Origin of the sequence: Actinomadura sp. WMMA1423 (assembly GCF_006547145.1) — a bacterium.
Classification (GTDB): domain Bacteria; phylum Actinomycetota; class Actinomycetes; order Streptosporangiales; family Streptosporangiaceae; genus Spirillospora.
In genome coordinates this window covers 4,762,931-4,784,507 of the sequence record NZ_CP041244.1, presented here as the reverse complement: position 1 = coordinate 4,784,507, position 21,577 = coordinate 4,762,931, and the positions used below count along the sequence as shown (strand labels likewise).

Annotated in this window: 24 protein-coding genes; 13 read left to right on the top strand and 11 right to left on the bottom strand. The window is 73.1% G+C overall.

Going from position 1 to position 21,577, the window contains the following annotated elements:
• Positions 1-77 precede the first annotated feature (77 nt).
• A complete protein-coding gene (locus FKD65_RS44350) occupies positions 78-284 on the bottom strand; it encodes a cell division protein SepF (RefSeq protein WP_168221144.1) in 207 nt (68 codons plus the stop codon).
• A 121-nt stretch (positions 285-405) separates the two neighbouring features.
• Between FKD65_RS44350 and FKD65_RS22095 the strand changes: the two genes are divergently transcribed.
• The 3 genes from FKD65_RS22095 (at position 406) to FKD65_RS22085 (ending at position 2,092) form a co-directional block, all read left to right on the top strand.
• Positions 406-771, top strand: a complete 366-nt coding sequence (locus FKD65_RS22095; protein WP_141579291.1) for a DUF1801 domain-containing protein — start codon at positions 406-408, stop codon at positions 769-771.
• A 32-nt stretch (positions 772-803) separates the two neighbouring features.
• Positions 804-1,181, top strand: coding sequence for a hypothetical protein (locus tag FKD65_RS22090; protein WP_141579290.1), 378 nt, complete (start codon positions 804-806; stop codon positions 1,179-1,181).
• Positions 1,182-1,696: 515 nt separating this feature from the next.
• On the top strand, positions 1,697-2,092 hold the full coding sequence (locus tag FKD65_RS22085; RefSeq protein ID WP_240809542.1) for an ATP-binding protein: 396 nt from the start codon (positions 1,697-1,699) through the stop codon (positions 2,090-2,092).
• A 56-nt stretch (positions 2,093-2,148) separates the two neighbouring features.
• Here the strand turns inward: FKD65_RS22085 and FKD65_RS22080 are convergent, their stop codons facing one another.
• From FKD65_RS22080 to FKD65_RS22070, 3 genes are all read right to left on the bottom strand, one after another.
• Positions 2,149-2,805 carry a choice-of-anchor P family protein gene (locus FKD65_RS22080; RefSeq protein WP_141579288.1) on the bottom strand — a complete coding sequence of 219 codons (657 nt, stop codon included), beginning with the start codon at positions 2,803-2,805 and terminating at the stop codon, positions 2,149-2,151.
• 45 nt (positions 2,806-2,850) lie between these two features.
• Positions 2,851-3,684, bottom strand: a complete 834-nt coding sequence (locus tag FKD65_RS22075) for a L,D-transpeptidase (RefSeq protein ID WP_141579287.1) — start codon at positions 3,682-3,684, stop codon at positions 2,851-2,853.
• Positions 3,685-3,837: 153 nt separating this feature from the next.
• Positions 3,838-4,311, bottom strand: a complete 474-nt coding sequence (locus FKD65_RS22070) for a MarR family winged helix-turn-helix transcriptional regulator (protein ID WP_141579286.1) — start codon at positions 4,309-4,311, stop codon at positions 3,838-3,840.
• 95 nt (positions 4,312-4,406) lie between these two features.
• Between FKD65_RS22070 and FKD65_RS22065 the strand changes: the two genes are divergently transcribed.
• Positions 4,407-5,582, top strand: a complete 1,176-nt coding sequence (locus FKD65_RS22065) for a PP2C family protein-serine/threonine phosphatase (RefSeq protein ID WP_141579285.1) — start codon at positions 4,407-4,409, stop codon at positions 5,580-5,582.
• A 61-nt stretch (positions 5,583-5,643) separates the two neighbouring features.
• Here FKD65_RS22065 and FKD65_RS22060 read toward each other — a convergent pair whose 3' ends face one another.
• Together FKD65_RS22060 and FKD65_RS22055 are read right to left on the bottom strand one after the other, a co-directional pair.
• Positions 5,644-7,296, bottom strand: coding sequence for an ATP-binding protein (locus FKD65_RS22060; RefSeq protein WP_240809541.1), 1,653 nt, complete (start codon positions 7,294-7,296; stop codon positions 5,644-5,646).
• Positions 7,293-8,495: a PP2C family protein-serine/threonine phosphatase gene (locus FKD65_RS22055; RefSeq protein WP_240809540.1), complete on the bottom strand. Its 1,203-nt coding sequence runs from the start codon at positions 8,493-8,495 to the stop codon at positions 7,293-7,295. Before FKD65_RS22055 ends, FKD65_RS22060 begins: the two co-directional genes overlap by 4 nt.
• A 210-nt stretch (positions 8,496-8,705) precedes the next feature.
• Here FKD65_RS22055 and FKD65_RS22050 point away from each other — a divergent pair, with 210 nt between their 5' ends.
• Both FKD65_RS22050 and FKD65_RS22045 read left to right on the top strand, forming a co-directional pair.
• A complete protein-coding gene (locus FKD65_RS22050; protein ID WP_240809539.1) occupies positions 8,706-9,317 on the top strand; it encodes an RNA polymerase sigma factor in 612 nt (203 codons plus the stop codon).
• A 158-nt stretch (positions 9,318-9,475) separates the two neighbouring features.
• Entirely contained in the window at positions 9,476-10,630 is a 1,155-nt protein-coding gene (locus FKD65_RS22045) for a CU044_5270 family protein (RefSeq protein WP_141579284.1), read from the top strand.
• Between the two features lie 84 nt (positions 10,631-10,714).
• Here the strand turns inward: FKD65_RS22045 and FKD65_RS22040 are convergent, their stop codons facing one another.
• Entirely contained in the window at positions 10,715-10,951 is a 237-nt protein-coding gene (locus FKD65_RS22040; RefSeq protein WP_141579283.1) for a hypothetical protein, read from the bottom strand.
• A gap of 144 nt (positions 10,952-11,095) precedes the next feature.
• Positions 11,096-12,577: a pentapeptide repeat-containing protein gene (locus tag FKD65_RS22035; protein ID WP_168221142.1), complete on the bottom strand. Its 1,482-nt coding sequence runs from the start codon at positions 12,575-12,577 to the stop codon at positions 11,096-11,098.
• A 228-nt stretch (positions 12,578-12,805) separates the two neighbouring features.
• Between FKD65_RS22035 and FKD65_RS22030 the strand changes: the two genes are divergently transcribed.
• From FKD65_RS22030 to FKD65_RS22010, 5 genes are all read left to right on the top strand, one after another.
• Entirely contained in the window at positions 12,806-14,887 is a 2,082-nt protein-coding gene (locus tag FKD65_RS22030) for an RNA degradosome polyphosphate kinase (protein WP_141579281.1), read from the top strand.
• Entirely contained in the window at positions 14,880-15,749 is an 870-nt protein-coding gene (locus FKD65_RS22025) for an NUDIX hydrolase (RefSeq protein WP_141579280.1), read from the top strand. The genes FKD65_RS22030 and FKD65_RS22025 overlap by 8 nt, the downstream gene beginning before the upstream one ends.
• A 494-nt stretch (positions 15,750-16,243) precedes the next feature.
• A complete protein-coding gene (locus tag FKD65_RS22020) occupies positions 16,244-16,651 on the top strand; it encodes a helix-turn-helix transcriptional regulator (protein WP_141579279.1) in 408 nt (135 codons plus the stop codon).
• Complete coding sequence (locus tag FKD65_RS22015) at positions 16,651-17,085, top strand: SRPBCC domain-containing protein (protein ID WP_141579278.1); 435 nt, start codon at positions 16,651-16,653, stop codon at positions 17,083-17,085. The genes FKD65_RS22020 and FKD65_RS22015 overlap by 1 nt, the downstream gene beginning before the upstream one ends.
• A gap of 3 nt (positions 17,086-17,088) precedes the next feature.
• Positions 17,089-17,886, top strand: a complete 798-nt coding sequence (locus tag FKD65_RS22010) for an SDR family NAD(P)-dependent oxidoreductase (RefSeq protein WP_141579277.1) — start codon at positions 17,089-17,091, stop codon at positions 17,884-17,886.
• Between the two features lie 63 nt (positions 17,887-17,949).
• On the opposite strand, the gene FKD65_RS22005 is transcribed toward FKD65_RS22010, so the two are convergent.
• Together FKD65_RS22005 and FKD65_RS22000 are read right to left on the bottom strand one after the other, a co-directional pair.
• Positions 17,950-19,440, bottom strand: a complete 1,491-nt coding sequence (locus tag FKD65_RS22005; protein ID WP_141579276.1) for a CYTH and CHAD domain-containing protein — start codon at positions 19,438-19,440, stop codon at positions 17,950-17,952.
• Positions 19,441-19,551: 111 nt separating this feature from the next.
• Positions 19,552-20,109, bottom strand: a complete 558-nt coding sequence (locus tag FKD65_RS22000) for a TetR/AcrR family transcriptional regulator (protein WP_141579275.1) — start codon at positions 20,107-20,109, stop codon at positions 19,552-19,554.
• Between the two features lie 81 nt (positions 20,110-20,190).
• On the opposite strand from FKD65_RS22000, the gene FKD65_RS21995 reads away from it, so the two are divergent.
• Positions 20,191-20,598, top strand: a complete 408-nt coding sequence (locus FKD65_RS21995; RefSeq protein ID WP_141579274.1) for a nuclear transport factor 2 family protein — start codon at positions 20,191-20,193, stop codon at positions 20,596-20,598.
• A 21-nt stretch (positions 20,599-20,619) separates the two neighbouring features.
• Here FKD65_RS21995 and FKD65_RS21990 read toward each other — a convergent pair whose 3' ends face one another.
• Complete coding sequence (locus FKD65_RS21990) at positions 20,620-21,072, bottom strand: GNAT family N-acetyltransferase (protein ID WP_141587003.1); 453 nt, start codon at positions 21,070-21,072, stop codon at positions 20,620-20,622.
• Positions 21,073-21,220: 148 nt separating this feature from the next.
• On the opposite strand from FKD65_RS21990, the gene FKD65_RS21985 reads away from it, so the two are divergent.
• Positions 21,221-21,568, top strand: a complete 348-nt coding sequence (locus tag FKD65_RS21985; RefSeq protein WP_141579273.1) for a WhiB family transcriptional regulator — start codon at positions 21,221-21,223, stop codon at positions 21,566-21,568.
• Positions 21,569-21,577 lie beyond the last annotated feature (9 nt).

Sequence of the window (21,577 nt, the reverse complement as noted above, 5' to 3'; positions counted from 1 at the left end):
CCGGAGGCCCACGACAGCCCGAAATCCACAGTCGACCGGCACGGCCGCCGCCGCTGAGACGTGTGCGCCTCGAAGGCTCAGGGCTGGAGGAGGAAGAGCTTGCGGTCGACGCGGTCGAAGGCGCCGCCGCGGCCGAAGACCAGTCCGGTGGCGAAGTCGACGAGGCGCTTGGCGTCGACATCGGGAAGATCGGTCAGGTCCATGAGCACGGGAACGCCCGCGCGGAAGTAGTGCCCCACGTACAGCACCTCGTTGTAGTTCTGCGGACGCAGCGACTTGACCACGCCCCAAGTCTGCCCGGCGCCCTCCCCCGTTCGCGTGACCCACGCCACAGGAAGGAGAACTCTCGCGATTGTCGATCCGGCGGCTCCGCGCTCGACGCGTTGGTGACGAGAGGGGATCGACATGGGTAAGCACGCAAATGTCCGGGAGTACGTGGCGGTCGTGCCGGAGGGGCTGCGCGAAGTCCTGGAGAAGGCGCTCGCGGTGGTCAACGAGGCGATGTCCGGGACCGGGCCCGCGCTATGGCACGGCCAGCCGACCTGGAGTCTCGGGAAGCAGCCCGTGTGCTTCCTCAAGGCGTACCCGAAGTACGTGACGTTCGGTTTCTGGAAGGGCCAGCTGATCGAGGACGGGTCGGGCCGCCTGGAGGCCATGTCCAGGCAGATGGCCGGCGTGAAACTGCGCGGCCTGGACGACGTCGACGCGCGCCTGTTCACCGGCTGGGTGGAGCAGGCGAGCGCGCTGGAAAAGGACGTCAAGAACACTTGACGTCAGGGTGCCTTGACGCTCACACTCGGATCATGGTCACTCCAGACGGGATCGAGCGAGACATCACGCTGACGAGCGCGGCGGCCCGGTACGACGAGCTGTGGGTCCGGGACGCCGTGGGGGAACCGCCGCTCCCGCGCGAGGGGGTCCTCGAACTCCTCGCGCTGGGCGAGGTGATCGCGCGGAAGGCGGTCTACGGGCGGCAGCTCGCCGTCCGCTCGGCCCGCCGCGCGGGCGCCTCCTGGGCGCAGATCGGCGCCGCCATGGGCGTCAGCAAGCAGGCCGCCTGGGAGGCCCACGGCAAGTGGATCGACGACCAGGCCGAACAGAACCGCCGCAGCGACTACCAGGGCCTGGACGAAGACCAGGTCACCGCCGCCCGCCACCTCGCAGGCGACGTAGACGAATAGGCTGTGTTTGCACAGCCCCGGCCCACTTCGCTCGCCTGGCGGCTGTGTTTACACAGTCCCGCCCACTTCGCTCGCCTGGCGGCTCGCTGCGTGACCGTGCCTGGGCGAACGCGGCATCGCTTCGCGATCTGCCCGGCTCCGCTCGCCTCCGGCTTCGCTCCACCGGGCAGGTCACGCGTTCGCGCGCGTGGTTGCGGCCACTTCGAGCAAGAGCCCAGGCCCACGAAGGCGGGCGCACTGACCTCGGCCCCGACCGCAACCACGCGACAACCTGAATGGTCGCGATCGCGTCCGAAGGCAGGTTCAAGCGAAGCGAGAACCTGATCGCGCAGCGAGCCGCCAAGGCGAGACGGAGCGATGCCAGCGATCGCCCGCAGTGCCCGACGATGGAGGGCCGCCAAGGCCCGAAGGAGGAGAGCACTGCAATAAGCACAGAAAGAGTTTCCCTGCGTTACGGAGGGGAAATCTGTGTGCTAGAGGGAACGGAGGCGATTGGCATGGAGGTCGTTCTTGAAATGACCCTGCCGAGGAACGCGGAGAGCGCTCCGCTGGTGCGACACACGCTCGACGCCTCCCTTCGCGGGCTCGGAGTGGGTTCCGAGATCCGTGCCGATATCGCGCTCGCGCTGGGTGAGGCGTGCGCGAACGTGATCCAGCACGCCGCGGCCGGAATGGAGTACGAGGTCCGGGCGCGGATGGACGGGGCGCGGTGCGTCGTGGACGTCATCGACGGGGGCACGGTGGACGGGGCGGACGGGGTCGCGGGGTGGGAGCCAGTCGAGCCGCCGCCGCTGGCCGAGCACGGGCGGGGGCTGCGGCTGATGCGCGCGTTCACCGAGGACGTGCAGATCGCGGGGCGCGCTCATCGGAACGGCTCGATCGTGCATTTCGAGAAGTCGCTGGCGAGCTGACGGGCATACGGCGGCCCGGTGGGCGGGTGCCCACCGGGCCGTGGATCGCGGGACGGTCAGCCGGTGACCGGCAGGTCGTGCTTGACCGGGGTCGGCTTGGGCGCCTCGGACGGGCCGTGCGCCGGGCCGGCGGCCTTGCCGCAGGTGGCGGACGCGACCCGGACGGCGCCCTTCTTGCCGGGCAGGGCGAGTTCCATGCCCGTGACGGCGAGGCGGCCGTCGGGCATGCGCTGCTGCTTGTTGAGGGTCAGGGCCGTCCGGCCGAGGCCGTCGACGTCGACCGGGATGGTGGTGTTGGGCGGCGGGGACACGTCCAGCCGTCGGCCTGCGATCGTGGCGCGGGCGAGGTGGGCGTCGCCGCGTCCGGCCGTGCACTTGGCGGTGACGGCGTCCGCCAGCAGCTTCGCGGACGGGACGGACAGGTGCGCGACGGCCGAACTGGCCCGCGCGGCGGAGGCGTTCACGTCCAGCGCGGACGCCTTGACCAGTTTGGTGCGGTCCTCGCGGAGCAGGCTCTTGCTGACAGGTCCCGTGCTGGACGATACGGCCGGTATGGGCGGGATGGCGATCGGACCGGTCGCGGTCAGCCCGTACGCGGATCCCTCGCCCCCGGGTGCGGCGGCGAACGCCGTCGCCGGGGCCGGGGCCGCGACGATGCCGGTGGCGAGGAGTCCGGCCGTGGCGAGGCGCTTGGTGGCATGGATGTGACGCATGAACTTACTCCGATTCTCGTGAGAGCTGGGGACGGTGCCGGCCGGTCAGGCCGTGATGAACACCAGGGAACCGAGCGGGACGCGGGACAGCGCCTTCAGCGCGTCCGCGGGTACGCGCACGCACCCGTGCGTGACGGCCTTGCCGAACACCGAGGCGTCGGACCAGCCGTGCAGGGCGACGGTGCCGGGACCACCGCCGAAGGTGTCGAGGGTGGCCGAGTGGGCACCGAGCGGCAGGACGATGGGGCTCGGCGTCTTCTTCTCCGGGGCGAGCGTCGCCATGACGAACGTCCGCCCGGTCGGTGTCGGGGTCTTGGCGCCGCCCACCGCGACGCGCCAGCGGCCGATCGGGCGCGCGGACCTTTCGAGGACGAGCCGCCGCCGGGTGAGGTCGACGCGGACCGTGTAGGGCGTGTGCGCTGTCATCAGGGCGGTACCGGGGACCCAGCCGGTCGCCCCGTTCGGGCGGCTCGGCAGCAGCACCCGCCGCCAGTCGCCCGACGTCTCCACCACGGGCACCCAGGTGGGGCCGCCCAGTTCGGTGGTGGGAAGGGTGGCGAAGCGGTGCCCGGCCGGGCGGTCGAACACCGGTGCCGGGCTGGTCGGGTGGACGACGAGCCCGTCGGTGGCCCCGTCGGGCGTGGTGTCGGCCGGTGCGCCGGAGAGGGTCTTGAAGGTCGTCGCGTCGGGGACCCTGCCGGTCGCCGCCGCGTCCCCGCCCTCGTTTCCGGCCGCGTTCCCGCCCCTGGTTCCGGCCGACGCGCTGGTGTGCCCGGTGGAGGATCCGCCGCATCCACCGGCGGAGAGGAGCAGTGCGGCGGTGAGCCCGCCCGCGGTGGCGGCGCGCAGGTAATGCCGCGGGGCACGTGTGGTCGCCATGGGCCGGGATGTTAGTAGTGGTGGTGGCGGCCGTATGGAGAATGGCGAAAACGTTCCGGAGCCCGCCTTTGTAAATGCAGATAATGCTCTATTTGCAAGGCGCTTTGCGGAGGGTCACGGCTTTTCCGGGAAATCGGATTTCATGGACGGGGGTCAGGCGAGCATGGAGAGCGAACCGCCGTCGTCGTCGGGCCGGGTGGCCGCCGCGTGGAACTCGGCGAGCCCCCACAGCAGCGCGGCCTGCGCGGGCGCGGGCATCTCCGCGAGCACGCGGGTGAGCTCCTCGCGGCGCCGCAGCCGGAGCCGGTCGAGCAGGGCCTGCCCGTCGGTGCTCAGCCGGACGGTGACCTGGCGCCGGTCGCGGCCCGGGTCGCGCGACAGCAGCCCGGCGGCCTCCAGCCGGTCGCACAGCCGGCTCGCCGAGGACACCAGCGCGTCGAGCTCGCCCGCGAGGCTGCTGATGTTGACCGGGCCCCGCTCCAGGACGAACAGCGCCCGCAGTTGCGTGGACGGAATAGGGACATCCGGGGCATTGTGGGCGCGAGACCAGACGTTCAACAGGGTGGACGCCGCATCGTCGAGCGCGGCCGCGGATTCCGCGGCGCCCTCACCCGACGTGGCCACCATGCCCTCCACTGTTACATATGACGTCGCCAACGGCATCCCGGGACCTGCGGGTCCGCCGGCCTCCGGGACCGGGCGGCGGCGAGGCGAGGAGCGAGATGCGCGGTGCACCCGCTGAGGAAGAGCCGTTCGAGGCGGCCCGGAAGGCGATCTGGGCGGCCCCGCCGAACGAGGTGATCGCCGTCGCGGCCGAGGTGCTCGACCGCTACGCGGGCGGCGTGGACGCCGAGGTCCTGATGATCGACTACCGGCAGGCCTTCCTCGTCAGGACGCGCTCGACCGGCGAGGACGTCCCGGTCGACAACACGGCGCCGGGGCGGGCGTTCGCGTCGCAGCGGACCGTCCGGGAGGACGGCGCCGGGCTCGCCCACCTGCCGCTGGCCGTGAAGGGCGAGCGGATCGGGGTCCTGTCGGTGCGGTTCCCGGACGGCGAGCCGTCCTGGCTGGACGACATCGCCGGGGTGCTTGCCCGCGGCCTCAAGATCGCCGATCAGGCCACCGACATGTACCGGCGGCTGCGCCGGCGGACCCGGCTGACGCTGGCCGCCGAGATGCAGTGGGACCTGCTGCCCGCGCCCGCCTACCGGGCCGCCGAGCTCTGCTTCGCGGGCCAGCTGGAGCCCGCGTACGCGGTGTGGGGCGACTCGTTCGACTGGGCGACGTCCGGTGAGCGGTTCACGCTGACCGTCAGCAACGGGATGGGGTCGGGCACCGAGTCCGCGGAGCTCACCCACCTGGCGATCAGCGCGCTGCGCAACGCCCGCCGGTCCGGCGGCGACCTCGTCGAGCAGGCCGAGCTCGCCGACGAGGCGGTGTTCGGACGCCACCGGGGCGAGCGGCTCGTCGACGCGCTGCTGCTGGAGTTCGACCTCCGGGGCGGGCGGGTCCGGGCCATCGACGCGGGCTCGCCGACGATCCACCGGATGCGGGGCGGCACCACCGAGCGGATCGGGTTCGAGGCCCAGATGCCGCTCGGGATGTTCGGCGACACCCGGTACGTGCCGCAGGAGTTCGCCGTCGAACCGGGTGACCGGCTGGTCGTCGTCAGCGACGGCGTGCACGGCGCGCGGTCTCCCGCTGGGGCCCTCTACGGGGAGGCCGGGCTGCCCCAGGCGATGCGCGACACCCGGCTGCAGGAGCCGCCCGAGGCCGTGCGCACCATGGTCCGGCACTACGTCGGCTTCCACGAGGGCACCGAACCGGCCGACGACGCCGTGATCGTGTGCGTCGACTGGATCGGACCGACGGCCGACGTCGGCGCCCGGGAGGACTGACGCCCCCGGCCCGGAGGCCGGCGGAGGCGCCAGACCCGGTCAGGTGAGGCCGCGCGCGCCCTCACTCATCGGGCTCCGCGTCGCCGGTGGACGGCTGGGCGGGCAGCGTCCAGCGGAACGTGGTCCCGGGGGTGTCGCCGCGCTCGTCGGTGTCGAGCCATATCCGGCCGCCGTGGTACTCCACGATCTTCTTGCACAGCGCCAGGCCGATGCCCGTGCCGGAGTACTCCTCGCGGGTGTGCAGCCGCTGGAAGATGAGGAAGATCCGCTCGGCGTAGCGGGGCTCGATGCCGATGCCGTTGTCGGAGCAGCCGAACTCCCACTCGTCCCCGGCGCGGCGGACGTCGATGACCACGCGGGGCGGGACGCCCTCCCGGCGGAACTTGATCGCGTTGCCGACGAGGTTCTGGAACAGCTGGACCAGCTGGGTCCGGTCGCCGGGGACGTCGGGCAGCTCCGGCACCTCCACCTCGGCGCCGGTCTCCTCGCGCAGCGTGGACAGGTTGTCCAGCGCGTGCCGGACGACGTCGCCGAGGTCGACCGAGTCCTCGGGGCGCGACATCCGCCCGACGCGGGAGAAGCTGAGCAGGTCGTTGATGAGGGCCTGCATGCGCTTGGCGCCGTCCACCGCGAACTCGATGTACTGCCGCCCGCGCTCGTCGAGCTGGTCGCCGTACCGGCGCTCGATCAGCTGGCAGAAGCTGGCGACCTTGCGCAGCGGCTCCTGGAGGTCGTGGCTCGCGACGTAGGCGAACTGCTCCAGCTCGGCGTTGGAGCGGCGCAGTTCCTCGGTCTGCTCGTCGAGCAGGCGGGTCTTGTCCTCGCTGCTGCGCCACTCGTCGATGATCCGGGCGCGCATCGCGTCGATGATCGCCGCCAGCTCGTTGATCTCCGCCGGGCCGGGGACGTCGAGGCGGTGCCCGAAGTCGCCCTGGGAGACGGCGCGCACGCGTTCGGTCAGCGTCGACACCGGGGTCAGCATCGTCCTGCGGAACACGACGGCGAGCAGCAGCGCGGCCACGACGACCATGGCGAGCGCGGCGAACGTGGACCACTGGGCGGTCCTCGCGCGGGAGTTCAGCTCCGCGGCGGCCCGGTCGTGCATGCGGGTGAGACCGGTCTGGAGCGGCGTCATGTCGCCGCGCGCCTGCACGAGCAGCCGGCCCGCGAGCCGGCTCTCGGCGCGGTCGATTCCCTGCCCGCCCGGCCCGTCCGCGATCCGGTCGGCGAACCCGGCCCGCCAGGCGCGCGAGTCGGCGGTGGCCTTGTCGAGGAGCCGGTCGACCTCCTCGTGGCCCGGCACCCCGGCGAGGAGCCGACGCATGCGGGCGGCGGAGGCCGCCTCCTGGCGCACGGCGGCCCGGTACTGGTCGACGTACTGGCGCCCGCCCTCCTCCGCGTACGCGCGAATGGCCATGTCCTGGGCGGTGACGGCCGTCGACAGCCGGAACTGCTCCAGCGTCGCCGGGTCGACCTGCTCGATCAGGACGTCGCGGGCCTGCTCGTTCCCGTACAGCGCGAACCCGGCCTGCACGAACGCGGCCAGCAGGAGGGCGCCGAGGACGAGCGAGCCGACCCGGTAGATCTGGACGAGCCGGACGCGGCCCATGCCCTGGCCCTCGGGGATCCCCGCGCCGGGAAGCACGGCGCCCGGCCCGGCGGGCCGCGGCTCCTCGGCCGCGCCGGCGGACGCGCCGGACGCGGTGGCGGTCACAGGTCGCCTCCGCGGCTCAGCAGCAGCAGTGCGAGGTCATCGGCCAGGACGTCCCCGTTCAGCCGTTCCGCCTCCGCGATGAGCCCGTCCACGAGCACGTCGCCGCGCCTCCCGTCCTCGTGCGCCGCCTTGGCCAGCTGCAGCAGGCCGGCCAGGTCGAGGTGGCCGCCGTCGTCGCCCGCCTGCCCCTCGATGAGCCCGTCGGTGTAGAGCAGCAGGCCCCACTCGTCGCCGAGCTCCAGGTCGACGCACGGCCACCGGGCGCCGGGCAGCAGCCCGAGCGCCGGGCCTCGCGGCTCGTCCGGGAGGGCCTCCACGCCACCGGGGGAGAAGAACACCGGGCACGGATGCCCGGCGCGGTACACGCGGGCGGCGCGCCGGTCGGGCGCGATCGTCACCATGCAGAGGGTCGTGAAGATCTCGTCGCTCCACCGCTCGTGCTGCAGGACGGCGTCGAGCGTGTCGAGGAGCCCCGAGCCCGTGTGCCCGGCGAGGACGAGCGTCCGCCAGGCCATGCGGAGCCGGACGCCGAGCGACGCCTCGTCGGCGCCGTGCCCGCTCACGTCGCCGATCACGGCGTGCACGGCGCCGTCGGCGGTCTCCACCGTGTCGTGGAAGTCTCCGCCGAGCAGGGCGCGGTCGCGTCCGGGCCGGTAGCGGGTGTGGTGCCGCAGCGCCCGGTCGTGCAGGATCGGCACGGGCAGCAGGCCGCGCTCCAGCCGGGCGTTCTCCCTGCTGAGCGCCCGCGCCTCGACGAGCTGCCGCTCGGACTCGTCGGCGCGCTTGCGCTCGATCGCGTAGCTGATCGCCCGGGTGAGCAGCGCGCCGTCCACGTCCTGCTTGACGAGGTAGTCCTGGGCGCCGGCGGCGACGGCCGCCACGCCCACGTGCGCGTCCGCGAGCCCGGTCAGCACGAGCACGGCGGTGGCCGGAGCGTGCTCGCGCACCTGGTGGAGGGCGTCGAGGCCCCGCGCGTCCGGGAGGGAGAGGTCGACGATGACGCACTGGATGTCGGGCCGCAGCGCGGCGAGAGCCTCGGAGAGCGTGGCCGCGACCGTGATCCGCAGGCCGGGCTGCGCCTCGGTCAGCAGCTCCTCGAACAGGAACGCGTCGCCGGGATCGTCCTCGACGAGAAGGAGGTGCGGGGAGCCGGCTACACCGAGGAGCCGCTCCGCACCGCGACTGGGCATCGCGGCCATGTCTCAGCTCCTTCTGTCCGGCGTGGCCGGGTCGATGTCAGGTGGGAGGCCCTTGCCATCGAGCAAATGTTAGAGGTATCGGGCGCCGGGAGGGCACGCCGAGCCGTGAAAGGGGCGCCGGAACGCGCGAACCTGGTCGCCTCCCGGTAACGATGCCGTCCCCCGCGCCACTACCCCGTGACATGACCTGAACGGACGGAGGAGCACGCGGTGGCAGACGAGGCCCCCGATGAACAGCGCTTCACCGCGATCTACGACGAGTGCCGCCAGCGCGTGTGGGCCTACGCCGCCGCCCGCGCCGGGGGCCAGGTCGCGGACGAGGTGGTGAGCGAGACCTTCGCCGTTGCGTGGCGGCGGTTTCCCGACCTGCCCGACCCGCCGCTGCCGTGGCTGCTCGGCGTCGCGCGCAACGTGCTGCGCGACGGGCACCGCGCGCGGGTGCGGCGCGAGTCGTTCGCGGCCGAGATCGGCCGGGGGGCGCCGCGCCAGACGGGCGACGTGGCCGAGGACGTGGCCGAGCGGCTCGCGGTGCTGCGCGCGATGGCGGCGCTGCCCGAGGGGGACAGGGAGATCCTGATCCTCATCGCCTGGCAGGGGCTGACGCCGCGCGAGGCCGCCGCGGTCGTCGGCTGCTCGCCGGCCGCGCTGCGGGTGCGCCTGCACCGCGCACGCCGCCGCCTGCTCCGCGCGGCCGAGGACGATCCGGACGCCCGCCTGCGACCGGAGCCGCCGGAGCGGACCGGAGCGGAGCCGGGAGCGGGCGGGGCGGCGGCTCAGGGGTCGCGTCCGCATGTGGGGTTCATCAAGAGGGAGACGGCATGAGCGGAGCGGAGCGGGGGGTGCGGGGGGTCGTCCCCCCGCAGGGAGACGGCATGAGCGGAGCGGAGCGGGGGGTGCGGGGGGTCGTCCCCCCGCAGGGACACGGCATGAGCGGAGCGGAGCGGGGGGTGCGGGGGGTCGTCCCCCCGCAGGGAGACGGCATGAGGGATGTGATGCGGGTGCTGCGTGACGCCAGGCCTGAGGAGTTGGACCCGGGGGCGCGGGTGGACGAGGGTGTGCGGCGCGCCGAACTGGCGCGGGCCATGGCCGCGCCGCGTTCGGAGGCCGGGGGCGGCGCGCCCGCGCGGCGGCGTATGCGGCCGATCTGGGGGCTGGGACTGGCCGGGGCGGTCGCCGCGGGGGCGGTCGCCGCGGCGGCGGTGTTCGTCGCCCCCGGCGGGGACGAGCCCGCGCCGGGCAAGGCGGGCGGAGGCGGCGAGCAGGTGCTCGACGCGCGGACCGTCCTGCTCGCGGCTGCCGAGAAGGCCGACGGCCAGACCGAGACGATGCGGGCCTTCTGGTACCAGACGACGGTCTCGTCCTCCACCTACACGGTCGGCAAGGGTGGCGGTGCCTACACGGTCGCGGTCAGGAGCAAGGAGGAGGGCTGGACGCCGAGCAGACCCGGTGGCAAGCAGTGGGGCGCCCAGCAGGAACTGGGCGCCAAGCCCGCGACGAGGGCGGACGAGGAGGCGTGGCGGCGCGCCGGGGCGCCGGGGACGTTCCAGCTCCAGGTCCCCGTCGCGCCGGGCGCCAAGGGCCCTCTGAAGAAGTTCACGGCGAGGACGTCCCCCGGTCCGCGCACTCTCTCCGGCTCCCCGCTGGTCGACGGCGACAAGGTGTTCTGGCTCGGCCGCAATGTGAGCATGAAGGACCTGCGGGCGCTGCCGTCCGACCCGAAGCGGCTCAAGGCCCAGCTGCTGCGCTGGTACGAAGGGCACGACACCGAGGGGGACGCGCCGATGACCTCGGACCGGTGGCTCTACACCGTGGCGCGAGGCCTGGTGATGGACATGCCGGTGAAGCCGGCGGTGCGGGCGGCGGCGTTCCGGATGCTGGCGGGGCTGCCGTCGGTGCGGTCGCTCGGGAAGGTCACCGATCCGCAGGGGCGGACGGGGACCGCCATCGCGCTGGACGAGAAGACGCGGCTGGGCGTGCTGCGGGACGAAATGATCATTGATCTGGCCTCGGGAAGGGCGCTGGCCAGCATGAACGTCATGGTGTCGCCGGCGCCCGGGGTGGGGATCCCGGCGGGACGGACGATGAGCTCCACGTCCGTCGTCGGCGCCGAATGGACCGATTCCAGGCCGCGCTGACGTCATTGGCGGCCGGCGTCATTGACGGAAGGGGCGGTGCCGGCGCGGCGCCGTCCCTTCCCGGCGATAGTGGCCGGGTTGTGATCAGGCGCTTCTGGGAGTGCGGCGCGCGGTTTTCTGTGCGGCTTTGCGGCCCGCGGCGGCCGCCTTGGCGCGGTTCAGGCTTTCGCGGACCTTGGCGGCGCCGCGCGCCGCGGTGACGGTGTCCTTGGCGCGGCCGGCGTAAACGGCGAGCACCTCGGCGACGGGCGGCGGCTGCCATTCCTCCTTCGCCACGATCGGCAGGACGGGGAGCGGTGCGGCGGCGGAGTTTCCGGACACGGGGTTTCCAGTCGCGGGGACGAGCGCGAGATGCGATTGGCAGTGCGGGCACTGCACCCCCGGATGGGTGTCTCTGCTCATAACACGAATCATTACGCGTGGGTCTGACAAAACAACCCCCGCCTTTAGCGGACCGCCGCTCGCTTATGTGCTACCGGCGCTCGTGTGGGCGGCGCGGTCGCCCCCCGTGCGGTTGTTGTCATGCGCCCGGTCGTCGTGTCGGGCCAGAGACGCGCCGCAGCACAGCAGCGCGATGATGACGGCGAGCCAGGCCACGGCGCGGCCCGCCCGCAGCCCGTATCCGCAGGTGATCCACAGAAGGTGCAGGCCGGCGCGGCGCCACGGGTCGCGCTCGCCGTGCCGCCGCGTCTCCAGCGCGCCGTAGCGGAAGTCGCGGGCGACGCGGTCGCGGTCGGAGTCCGCCGTGGCGCGGGCCAGCGCCTGGTACAGCGTGCGCAGCCGGTCGTCGTGGGCGTTGTCGCCGGAGAGGTCCTCGGCGAGGACGGCCCGGCCGCTGCGGCGCCACCGCCGCAGCGGGCGCCGGTCGGGAGCGGTCGCGAACGCGCAGTCGCCGGTGATCCGCAGCGCCTCCGGCCGCCGCAGCCCGAGGAAGCCGCAGCCGCTGAGGTCGACGTCGGCGAGCAGCAGCCGGGTCGCGTCGGCCCGGCGCAGCGAGACGAGCCGGACCCGGGACGGGCCGGTCCCGGCGGGTTCGGCGAGCCCCTGGATCGGGTGGGCCAGCGACCGGACGGCGGCCGGGCCCTCGAACACCGCGTCCTCCAGGTCGAGTTCGGCGAGCCGGAGCCGGAAGTCGGCCTCGCCGTGGACGACCGTGCCGCGGGCGAGGACCTGCCGCGCCGCCGCGTGCACCCGCAGCCCGCCGTGCACGGCCGCGTCCGTGAGCGCGATCCGGCCGCCCGAGGCCAGCGGGCCGAGCCACACGCCGTGCCGGAACCGCGCCCGCTCGAACCGGGCGTGCCGCGCCACCTGGACGCGCTTGAACGACACGCCGCCCGTGAAGCACGCCGCCTGCATCGCCGCGTCCCGCCCGAAGCGAGCGCGGTCGAAGCAGGCCGCGCCCATGAACACGGCGCCGCCGAACGCGGCGTCGGCGTGCCACCGCGTCTCGCCGAAGACGGCGTCGCCGGCGAACACGGCCTCCTCGAACGAGGCGTGGCGGTGGAACCCGGCCTCGTGGAAGGACGCGTTGCGCGCGAAGCGCGCCCTTCGGAAGGAGGTGTTGCCGAAGAACCGCGCGTCGTAGAACGAGACGCCGCCGAGGAAGGTCGCGCCGTCGAACGAGCTGTCGCCCTCGACGCAGAGGCCGCGCAGGGCCGCGTCCGCCGGCAGCACCGCCCCGTCGAACCGCGTCCGGCCGAGGTGGGGCCGCCCGTCGGGCCCGGTGACCGCGTCGAGCACCGCCTCCAGCAGCCCCGCGGGGACGGTGACGCCGCGCAGGTCGAGGTCGGCGCCGGGCCGCAGCGAGGCCGTGAACCGCTCGACCTCGCCGGGACGCAGGTGGGCGGGGCAGCCGCCCAGCCCGCCCGCGGCCCGGCCGGTGCAGCCGTCGACGGCGGTGCAGCGCGGCCAGAACACCGTGGGAGGCGCAGGGTCGTGAGTCGTCACGGTCTTCGTTCTACCCACGCCGGGCCGTGCAGTGAAGGTCTCCCGGTGGCCAGGTCGTTGCGACCTCGCGACGCGCCCTGAGGAGGCCTGACGAGGCCCGATGAGAGCGAGCGCGGGCGGCCGAGGCGGAGTGATCTGCGGGAACCGCGGGAATGATCGACGTGTCAGATACATCGGTGGAACCCGGAAGTTCGGCTTTAGTTAACCTAAGTCAGGGAAACTTTCAGCATGACCGGTAATCCAGGACATGTCCCCTCAACCGAGGCGCTGCCCGACGACCGCTTCCTCGATCGGGAGGAGAGCTGGCTGAGGTTCAACCAGCGCGTCCTGGAGCTCGCCGAGGACCCGGACCTGCCGCTGCTCGAGCGCGTCCGCTTCCTGTCGATCTTCTCCAGCAACCTCGACGAGTTCTTCATGGTCCGCGTCGCCGGGCTCGCCCGCCGGATGGCGACCGGCCTCGCCGTCCAGTCCGCGAGCGGCCGCCAGCCCCGCGAGGTGCTGGCGCGCACCGGCGTGGTCGCGCACGAGCTGATGCAGCGGCACGCGGCCTGCTTCCGCAAGGAGGTCCTGCCCGCGCTCGACGAGGAGGGCATCGACATCCTGCGCTGGGACGAGCTGGCCGAGACCGAGCAGGAGCGGCTGCGGCGCCTGTTCCGCGACCGGATCTACCCCGTGCTCACCCCGCTGGTCGTCGACTCGGCGCACCCGTTCCCCTACATCTCCGGCCTCTCGCTGAACCTCGCGGTGATCGTCCGCGACCCGGAGACCGACGCCACGATGTTCGCCCGGGTGAAGGTGCCGCCGCTGCTGCCGCGCTTCATCGAGGCGTCCCCCGACCGGTTCACGCCGCTGGAGGACGTCATCGCCGCGCACCTCGGGCAGCTGTTCGTCGGGATGGAGGTCGTCGAGCACCACGCGTTCCGCGTGACCCGCAACCAGGACCTGGAGATCGACGAGGACATCAGCGAGGGGCTGCTGCAGGCCCTCGAGCGCGAGCTGCTGCGCCGCCGGTTCGGCCCCGTCGTCCGGCTGGAGGTCGAGGAGTCGATCTCCGAGGGCGTGCTGGACCTGCTCACCTCCGAGCTCGGGGTGGAGGAGGGCCAGATCTACCGTGTCGTCGGGCCGCTCGACCTCGGCGGCCTCGCCGCGATCGCCGACCTCGACCGGCCGGAGCTGAAGTATCCCCCTTTCGTCCCGTCGAAGGAGGCGCTGCCCGAGGACGCGAGCATCTTCAGCGCCATCCGTGAGCGGGACGTCCTCGTCCACCACCCCTACGACTCGTTCACCACGACCGTCCAGCGGCTGATCGAGGACGCCGCGACCGACCCGCACGTCCTGGCGATCAAGCAGACGCTGTACCGGACGAGCGGCGACTCCCCGATCGTGGACGCGCTGATGAGCGCCGCCGAGGCGGGCAAGCAGGTCGTGGTCGTCGTGGAGCTGAAGGCGCGGTTCGACGAGCGCGCCAACATCGCCTGGGCGCGCAAGCTGGAGACCGCGGGCTGCCACGTCGTCTACGGGTTCGTCGGGCTGAAGACGCACTGCAAGCTCGCGCTGATCGTCCGGCAGGAGTCCGAGGGCCACCTGCGCCGCTACTGCCACATCGGCACCGGCAACTACCACCCGAAGACGGCGCGCCTCTACGAGGACTTCGGGCTGCTCACCGCGAACCCCGAGGTGGGAGAGGACGTCAGCGCCCTGTTCAACCACCTCACCGGCTACTCGCGGCAGAGCTCCTACCACCGGCTGCTCGTCGCGCCCAACAGCCTGCGCTCAGGGCTCGTCCAGCGGATCGAGCACGAGATCGACAACCATCGCGCCGGGCATCCCGCCCGCGTCAGGATCAAGTGCAACTCCCTCGTCGACGAGGTGGTCATCGACGCGCTCTACCGGGCGTCGCGGGCCGGGGTGCCGGTGGACGTCTGGGTCCGCGGCATCTGCGCGCTGCGTCCCGGCGTGCCCGGCCTGTCGGACACGATCCGGGTGCGCAGCGTCCTCGGCCGCTTCCTGGAGCACTCCCGCGTGTTCGCGTTCGAGAACGGCGGCGAGCCGGAGGTGTGGATCGGCAGCGCCGACCTGATGCACCGCAACCTGGACCGCCGCGTCGAGGCCCTCGTCACCGTCACCGACCGGGCCCAGCGCGACGGCCTGCTCTCCCTGATGGACCGGGCCATGGACGAGGACACCCACGCCTGGGCGCTCGACGCCGAGGGCACCTGGACGCGCGGCCGGGCCCGTCCGGGCGAGGCCCTGCTGGACATCCAGACCCACCTGGTGAAGACCCGCCGGTGGAGGACGGTCGATGCCTGACGTCGTCCGGGCCGCCGGCGCGCTGCTGTGGCGGGACGGCCCCGAGTTCGCGCTGATCCACCGTCCCCGCCACGACGACTGGTCGTTCCCCAAGGGCAAGATCGACCCGGGCGAGCACGCGCTGCGCGCCGCCGTCCGCGAGGTCGAGGAGGAGACGGGCGTGGTGCCGCGCCTCGGCCGGCGGCTGCCCACCGTCTCGTATCCGGTCGGGGACCGGACCAAGCTGGTCGACTACTGGGCCGCCCGCCCGGCCGCCACGAGCGCGTTCACCCCCGATCACGAGGTGGACGAGCTGGTCTGGCTGCCCGCGGAGGAGGCCGAGGCCCGGCTCACCTACCGGCACGACGCCGGCCTCCTCCGCGAGTTCCTCCAGGGGCCGTTCACCTCCGCGCCGATGGTGATCCTGCGGCACGCGTCCGCGGGGGAGAAGAACGCGTGGCGGGAGGCCGACGAGCTGCGCCCGCTGGACGGGACCGGCCGCGCCGACGCTGTCGCGCTCGCCGAGCTGCTGCACTCCTACGGGCCGCTGCGGGTGGTCAGCTCCACGACGGCCCGCTGCCTGGAGACCGTCCTGCCCTACGCGCGGCGCGTCCGCGTGCCCGTCGAGACGGAGCCGGCGTTCACGGTCGGTGAGACGAACCCCGAGCGGGCCGTGGAGCGGCTGCTGTCCATGGCGGGCACCCCGGTGGTCGTGAGCACGCACGGCGAGATCGTCAACGAGCTCATCGCGGGGCTCTGCCGCGAGCTGGGGGAGAAGCCGCCGGACGACCCGGCACTGGACAAGGGCGAGTTCTGGGCGGCGCACCTGGCCGACGGCTCGCTGGCGGCCCTGGAACGCCACGCCCCCGCGACCGGGTCATGAACGAAGGGCGGTTCTGAAACGAGGGCCGCCTTGGACGACGGCCGCTCGGGCGATTCCCGCTTTCGCGGCGGCACGCGTTTGCCGCGCGCAAGGGCCACCAGTAGGGCGAGACCTGCCATCCCGAACCAGATGTCCCAGAAGTTGAGGACCAGTAGGCCGGTGGCCGTCAGACCGGTGGCCGGCGCTCGGAACGGATGGGCGCCCTCAGCCCTTTTGGTGACCATATACGTCATGGTCAGCTCTTTGGTAAAAATTCTCCTGCCGGCCGGCCGGGTGGTCGGCGTGAGGTCGCGGGTCTTGGGCCGCCTTCCGCGTCTCGTGGCGCGCGAGGCCGGGGTCGCCGGACGACCCGGAACTGGACAAGGGCGAGTTCTGGGCGGCGCACCTGGCCGACGGCTCGCTGGCGGCTCTGGAACGCCACGCCTCGGGGCCGTGCTGCCCTAGCGCGAACGCGAGGTTGCGGTTCCGCCCGGCCAAGGGCTACATTCACCCCTATGGGTGAATATCAGGCTGACCTGCTCGATTCGGTCTTCTCGGCGGTCTCCGACCCCACCCGCCGCGCCATCCTGGCCCGGCTCGCCGAGTCGGACGCCCGGGTGACGGACGTCGCCGGGGCCTTCCCGATCTCCCTCAACTCGACGTCCAAGCACATCCGGGTGCTGGAGGGCGCGGGGCTGGTGCGGCGGAACGTGCGGGGGCGCGAGCACATCCTCACCCTGGAGGCGGCGCCGCTCGCCGAGGCGGCCGCGTGGATCGAGCACTACCGCGGGTTCTGGAGCGAGCAGCTCGCCGCGCTCGAAGCCTTCGTGACCGACCGTGCCGCCGCCGAGGGGCCCGCCGCGGAGCGCCCTGCGGGCGATCGCTCCGCCGCCGACCGCGACGAGGCTGAGGGGGGATCGTGATGAACGAGTTCTCGGTGACCGTCCAGCGGGAGATCGCCGCGTCGCCCGAAGAGCTCTTCGACGCCTGGCTGGACGCGCGGAGCCTCGGATCCTGGCTCAGGCCGTCCGGCATCAGGCAGACCCGTGCCGAGACGGACCCGCGCGAGGGTGGAACGTTCCGCATCGTCATGGCCGACGACGAGTCGTCGATCCTGCACTCCGGCACCTACCGGGAGATCGACCGGCCCCGGCGGCTGGTGTTCACCTGGTCGTCCCCCGCGACCCGGTTCCGGGACTCGGTGGTGACCGTGACCTTCCGGCCGTCGTCCGGCGCGACCGTCGTGGAGATCCACCAGGTCGGGCTCCCGGACGAGGAGGCGCGGACCTCGCACCACGCCGGATGGTCGGACTGCCTCCGAGCGCTGGACCGCATTCGCACACGAGATGAGGACTGAACCGTGACCACCTTGGACAGGAAAGTCGCCGTCGTCTATGGCGGCGGAGGCACCGTGGGCGGAGCGATCGCACGCGCATTCGCGCGTGAGGGCGCCCAGGTGCACGTCGCGGGACGCACGCGCGCCCCGCTGGACCGCGTGGTGCGGAGCATCACCGGCGGAGGCGGCCACGCGGAGGCGGCCCTGGTCGACGCCGCGGACGAGGACGCCGTGCGCCGCCACCTGGACCAGGTGACCGAGCGGACCGGCCGCCTCGACATCCTGGTCAACGCGGTCGGCATCCCCCACGTGCAGGGGCCGCCGCTCGCGGAACTCGACCTCGACCAGTTCATGGCCCCGATCGACGGGTACCTGCGCACCCTGTTCGTCACCACGAAGGCGGCCGCCCCTCACCTCGCAAAGCAGGGGTCGGGCGTCGTCCTCACGCTGTCCACACCTGGTGCCCGGCTGACGGGACGCGGCTTCCTGGGCAACGGCGTCTCCTCGGCCGCCGTGGAGGCCTTCTCCCGCATCCTGGCAGGTGAGCTGGGCTCTGAGGGGGTGCGCGTGGTCTGCCTCCGGCCCCACGCGATCCCCGAGTCGGTGGGCGCCTCCCACGTGACCGAGGCCTTCGCGGAGATGGCGGGCCGCGCGGGCGCGACCACGCAGGAGTGGCTCGCCGGCGCCGCCCAGGGGACGCTGCTCGGACGGCTCCCGACGCCCGAGGACGTGGCCGAGTACGCCGCGTTCGCCGCCTCCGACCGTGCCCGGACGATGACGGGGGCGATAGCCAACCTGGGCTCCGGCGTCATCGTCGACTGACATGCCGCGCCGGCTCGCGGCATGCTGCCCTCGGGCAAGCGCCGACATGCCGCGAGCCAGTGATCAGAAGGAGGGGCCCAGGGTTCGGGACCAGGTGGTCGGCAGGAGGTCGCGGGTCTTGGCCGCCTCCGCCTGCTCGGCGCCGTAGAGCACGCCGAGCGTGAACGCGTCCGCCGTCGTCCGCGCGCGGGCGGCGGCCCGTTCGAGGTACTCCATCGCGATGACGGCGTCCTGGTGGGCGCCGAGGACCTCCTGGATGCGCTTGGCGTCCTTGACCACCCGCTTGGCCCCCGCCCCGAGCACCGGGACGGCCAGCTCGGCCGCGTACCGGGCGCGCTTGGCCGCCTTCCGCGTCTCGTGGCGCGCGAGGTCGGGGTCGGCGGACGACTTGATCGAGGCGTAGTCCCCGGCCATCCGGTCCCAGGCCCGGGTGACGAGGGCGGGGAGCTCCTTGCGGGCCTTCTTGCCCGCCGCGGCCGTGAGGGGCGGGTCGGCGATCAGCTTGTCGAGGTCGTCGAGCAGCGCGAAGTACCGGGCCCCCTTGAGGGCCGAGTTCAGCTGCCGGTACGCGGCCCGCTCGTGGCGCTCCAGATCGTCCAGCAGGACGCGCGGCGCCTCCGCGAACCGCATCCGGAGCACCTCCAGGTCGCGCACCTCGCCGAGGGTTTGCGCCAGCCAGCGCAGCTCGGCGGCGAGCGGCGCGGTCCGATCGGTGTCCAGGACGGACCGGTAGCCCCGCAGCACGCTCCGCGTCCTGCGCACGGCCACCCGCATCCGGTGGACGGCGTCGTCCTCGCCCAGCCGTGCCCCGGGATCGAACCGCAGGACCGCCTCGACCTGCTCGGCGAGGTAGGCCAGCACGACCTCGCCCGTCGTGATCGACGGAGCCTTCCCGTTCGAGGTCGCCGCCGTGATCCGCGACCTGGCCTCGGCCCGGCGCCGCGCCGCCTCCGAGGGCGCGACGGCGTCCCCGAGGAGCCTCGCCAGCTTGGACGCCGACTTGGCCTTCTTCGCGCCCGCCTTCCGCAGCCGCTTGCCGGCGGCCTTCAGCAGCTCCGGCGGCCCGGCGGCGAGCTCGACCTCGATCTCCCGCCACCGCTCGGGCTCGGAGTCCAGGCCGCGCCCGGTCACCAGGTCGTCGGCGACCTCCGCGAGGGCCTCGCCGTCCGGCCCGAGCAGCCGCACGACGGTGCGGCTGGTCTCCAGGGTCGCGACGGGACGCAGCTCCGCCCCGCGCGTGTGCGCGGCGACCAGGCTCGACAGCCGCGCCGGGACGAGCAGGGGGCGGCCGAGCGGCGCCCGGAACTCGTGCCTGCCGTCCGGTCCGGCCGGCATCTTCAGGTGCCAGCCCGCGTCCGGCCCGCCCCGCCGCCTGCGCAGCGTGATCTTGTTCGCCGCCAGGCGCAGGTCCGGGGTGTCGAAGTAGGTGGCGTGCAGGTCCTGGACCTCGGGCTCCCCCACCGACGCCACCCCCGCGAGCCCGTCCAGATCCGGCAGGGCGAACCCGGCGGTGGCGTCGTACTTCTGCTCGATCTCCAGATGCCTGTCGGCCACGCGCTGCTCCTCTGGGACGTTGACAAAGCTGGACGCACACCCAGGTAGCCAGCATTACACGCCAAAGTGAACAGCGACGGAAACCTCTCCGGCCTCCGCGGAACGGCCTCCCTAAGGTGCCAGGACGGCGCGGCAGGTCGTGGCGACCAACTCGTCCACCCCGGCCGGCGGGGGCCTGCGGTCGAGCAGGTGGCGGCGGACGGCGCCGTAGGGGACGTCGACGGTGGCGAAGACCAGCCGGTCGCGGTCGACGCCGTGGTCCCGGGCGAACGCGGTCAGCGCGCCCGCGGCGCGGGCGTTCAGGGCGGCGAGGGGCTCGGCGAGCTCCGCGGGCCAGGCGGCGGCGAGGTCGCGGCGGCGGTGGAGGAGCAGGACGGCCGCCTCGGCGGGGTTCGCGCGGCACCAGCGCGGCGTGTGCAGGGCGGCGGCCTCGGCGTCGCCGGATTCCAGGGCCGCGACGAAACCGGCCTGGAAACGGCGGACGCAGCGCGTCCACAGGGTGGCGAGCAGCAGGTCGCGCGAGCCGAAGCGGTGGTACAGCGATCCGGACGGCGCCCCGAGGCGGTCGGCGATGGCGGCGATCGTCGCGGCGGCGGGCCCGCCCTCGGCCGTCACCGCGAGCGCCGCGTCGAGGATCCGGTCCTCGCTGAACTTGGCCGGTCTACCCACGCATGCCCTCCGGATGATAGTAGTGGGATGATTCTAGAACAGAGCCTCTAAAACTGGTCCGAAACACGGCGAGGAGCGGCCATGACGGCGTCCGAGATCGTTCAGGGTTTCTACACCGCCACCCGGGCGGCCGACGGGGCGGCGATCCTCGCCCTCCTCCACCCGGAGTTCGAGGCGCACACCGCGCCAGGGCTGCCGTGCGGCGCGGGCGGCACGTTCCACGGGCCCGAGGAGACGCTCGCCCGCGTGTGGGGTGCCGTCTTCGCCGAGTTCGACACGGTCCCCCATGCCGAGACCTGGCATGAGACCGGCGACGGTCTTGTCGTGGTGACCGGGCGCTACCGGGGGACGGCCAGGGCCACGGGCCGACCGCATGAGGCGGAGTTCGCGCATCTCTGGCGGGTCGCCGACGGCCGGATCTCCTGGCTGCACCAGTACACCGACACGGCCCGGTGGCGGGACGCCCTCGTCCCCGCCGCCGCCCCGTGAGCCGGGGCCGCCGGGCGCGGCTCAGGTGAGGTGGTACTTCATCCCCATGTGGGACGGGCGGAAGCCGATCTTCTGGTAGAAGCGGATCGCGTCGGGGCGCTGGCGGTCGGTGGTGAGCTGGACCACGCGGCAGCCGCGGTCGCGGGCCTGGTCGATGGCCCAGGTGATCATGAGCTGGCCGATCCCGGTGCCGCGCTGCTCGGCGGCGACGCGGACGCCCTCGATCTGGGCGCGCTCGGAGCCGGTGTAGGTGAGGCCGGGGATGAAGGTGAGCTGGAGCGTGCCGGCGACCGACCCGGCCACATCGGCGATGACCAGGGTGTTGTTCGGGTCCTTCTCGATCGCGGCGAACGCGGTGAAGTAGGCCTCCGGGATCTTCTCCCCCGGTGTTTCGCGTGTGGATCCGAGGGGATCGTCGGCGAGAAGTCGGACGATATCTGGCAGATCGTCCACCGTTGCCTCGCGGAAGGTCACTTCTTGATCACTCTGCACGCCTCCAAGGCTATCCGGACGCTAAGTTGCAGCGTTCGCCCATGTCTTGTAGTACTACGATGTGTAGTACTACGCTGAGTGGAGACCCCCGGCTCGGACGGCGGTCTCATCGCCGCGCAGGGAGAAGTCAATGCACAATAACCAGGAGAACGAGGAACACTGGACGGACCACGCCATCTGCCGCGGCGCCGATCCTGACCTGTTCTTCCCGATCGGCTACTCCGCGCCTCTGCTCCAGGCGCAGGAGGACGCAGCCAAGGCGATCTGCTCCAACTGCCCCGTGAAGGCCGACTGCCTCGCGTGGGCGCTGCGGGTGGGGGAGCCCGACGGCATCTGGGGCGGGACGACCCCCGAGGAGCGGCGCTACCTGCGCCGGACGGCCGACGCCCCGGCGCGGCGGCCGCTGCCGGTGATCGTGGTCCGCGGCGACGCCTCCGAGTCGGAGCACGCGCCGGCCGCCCAGGAGAGGGCCGCCTAGCCGCCCGCC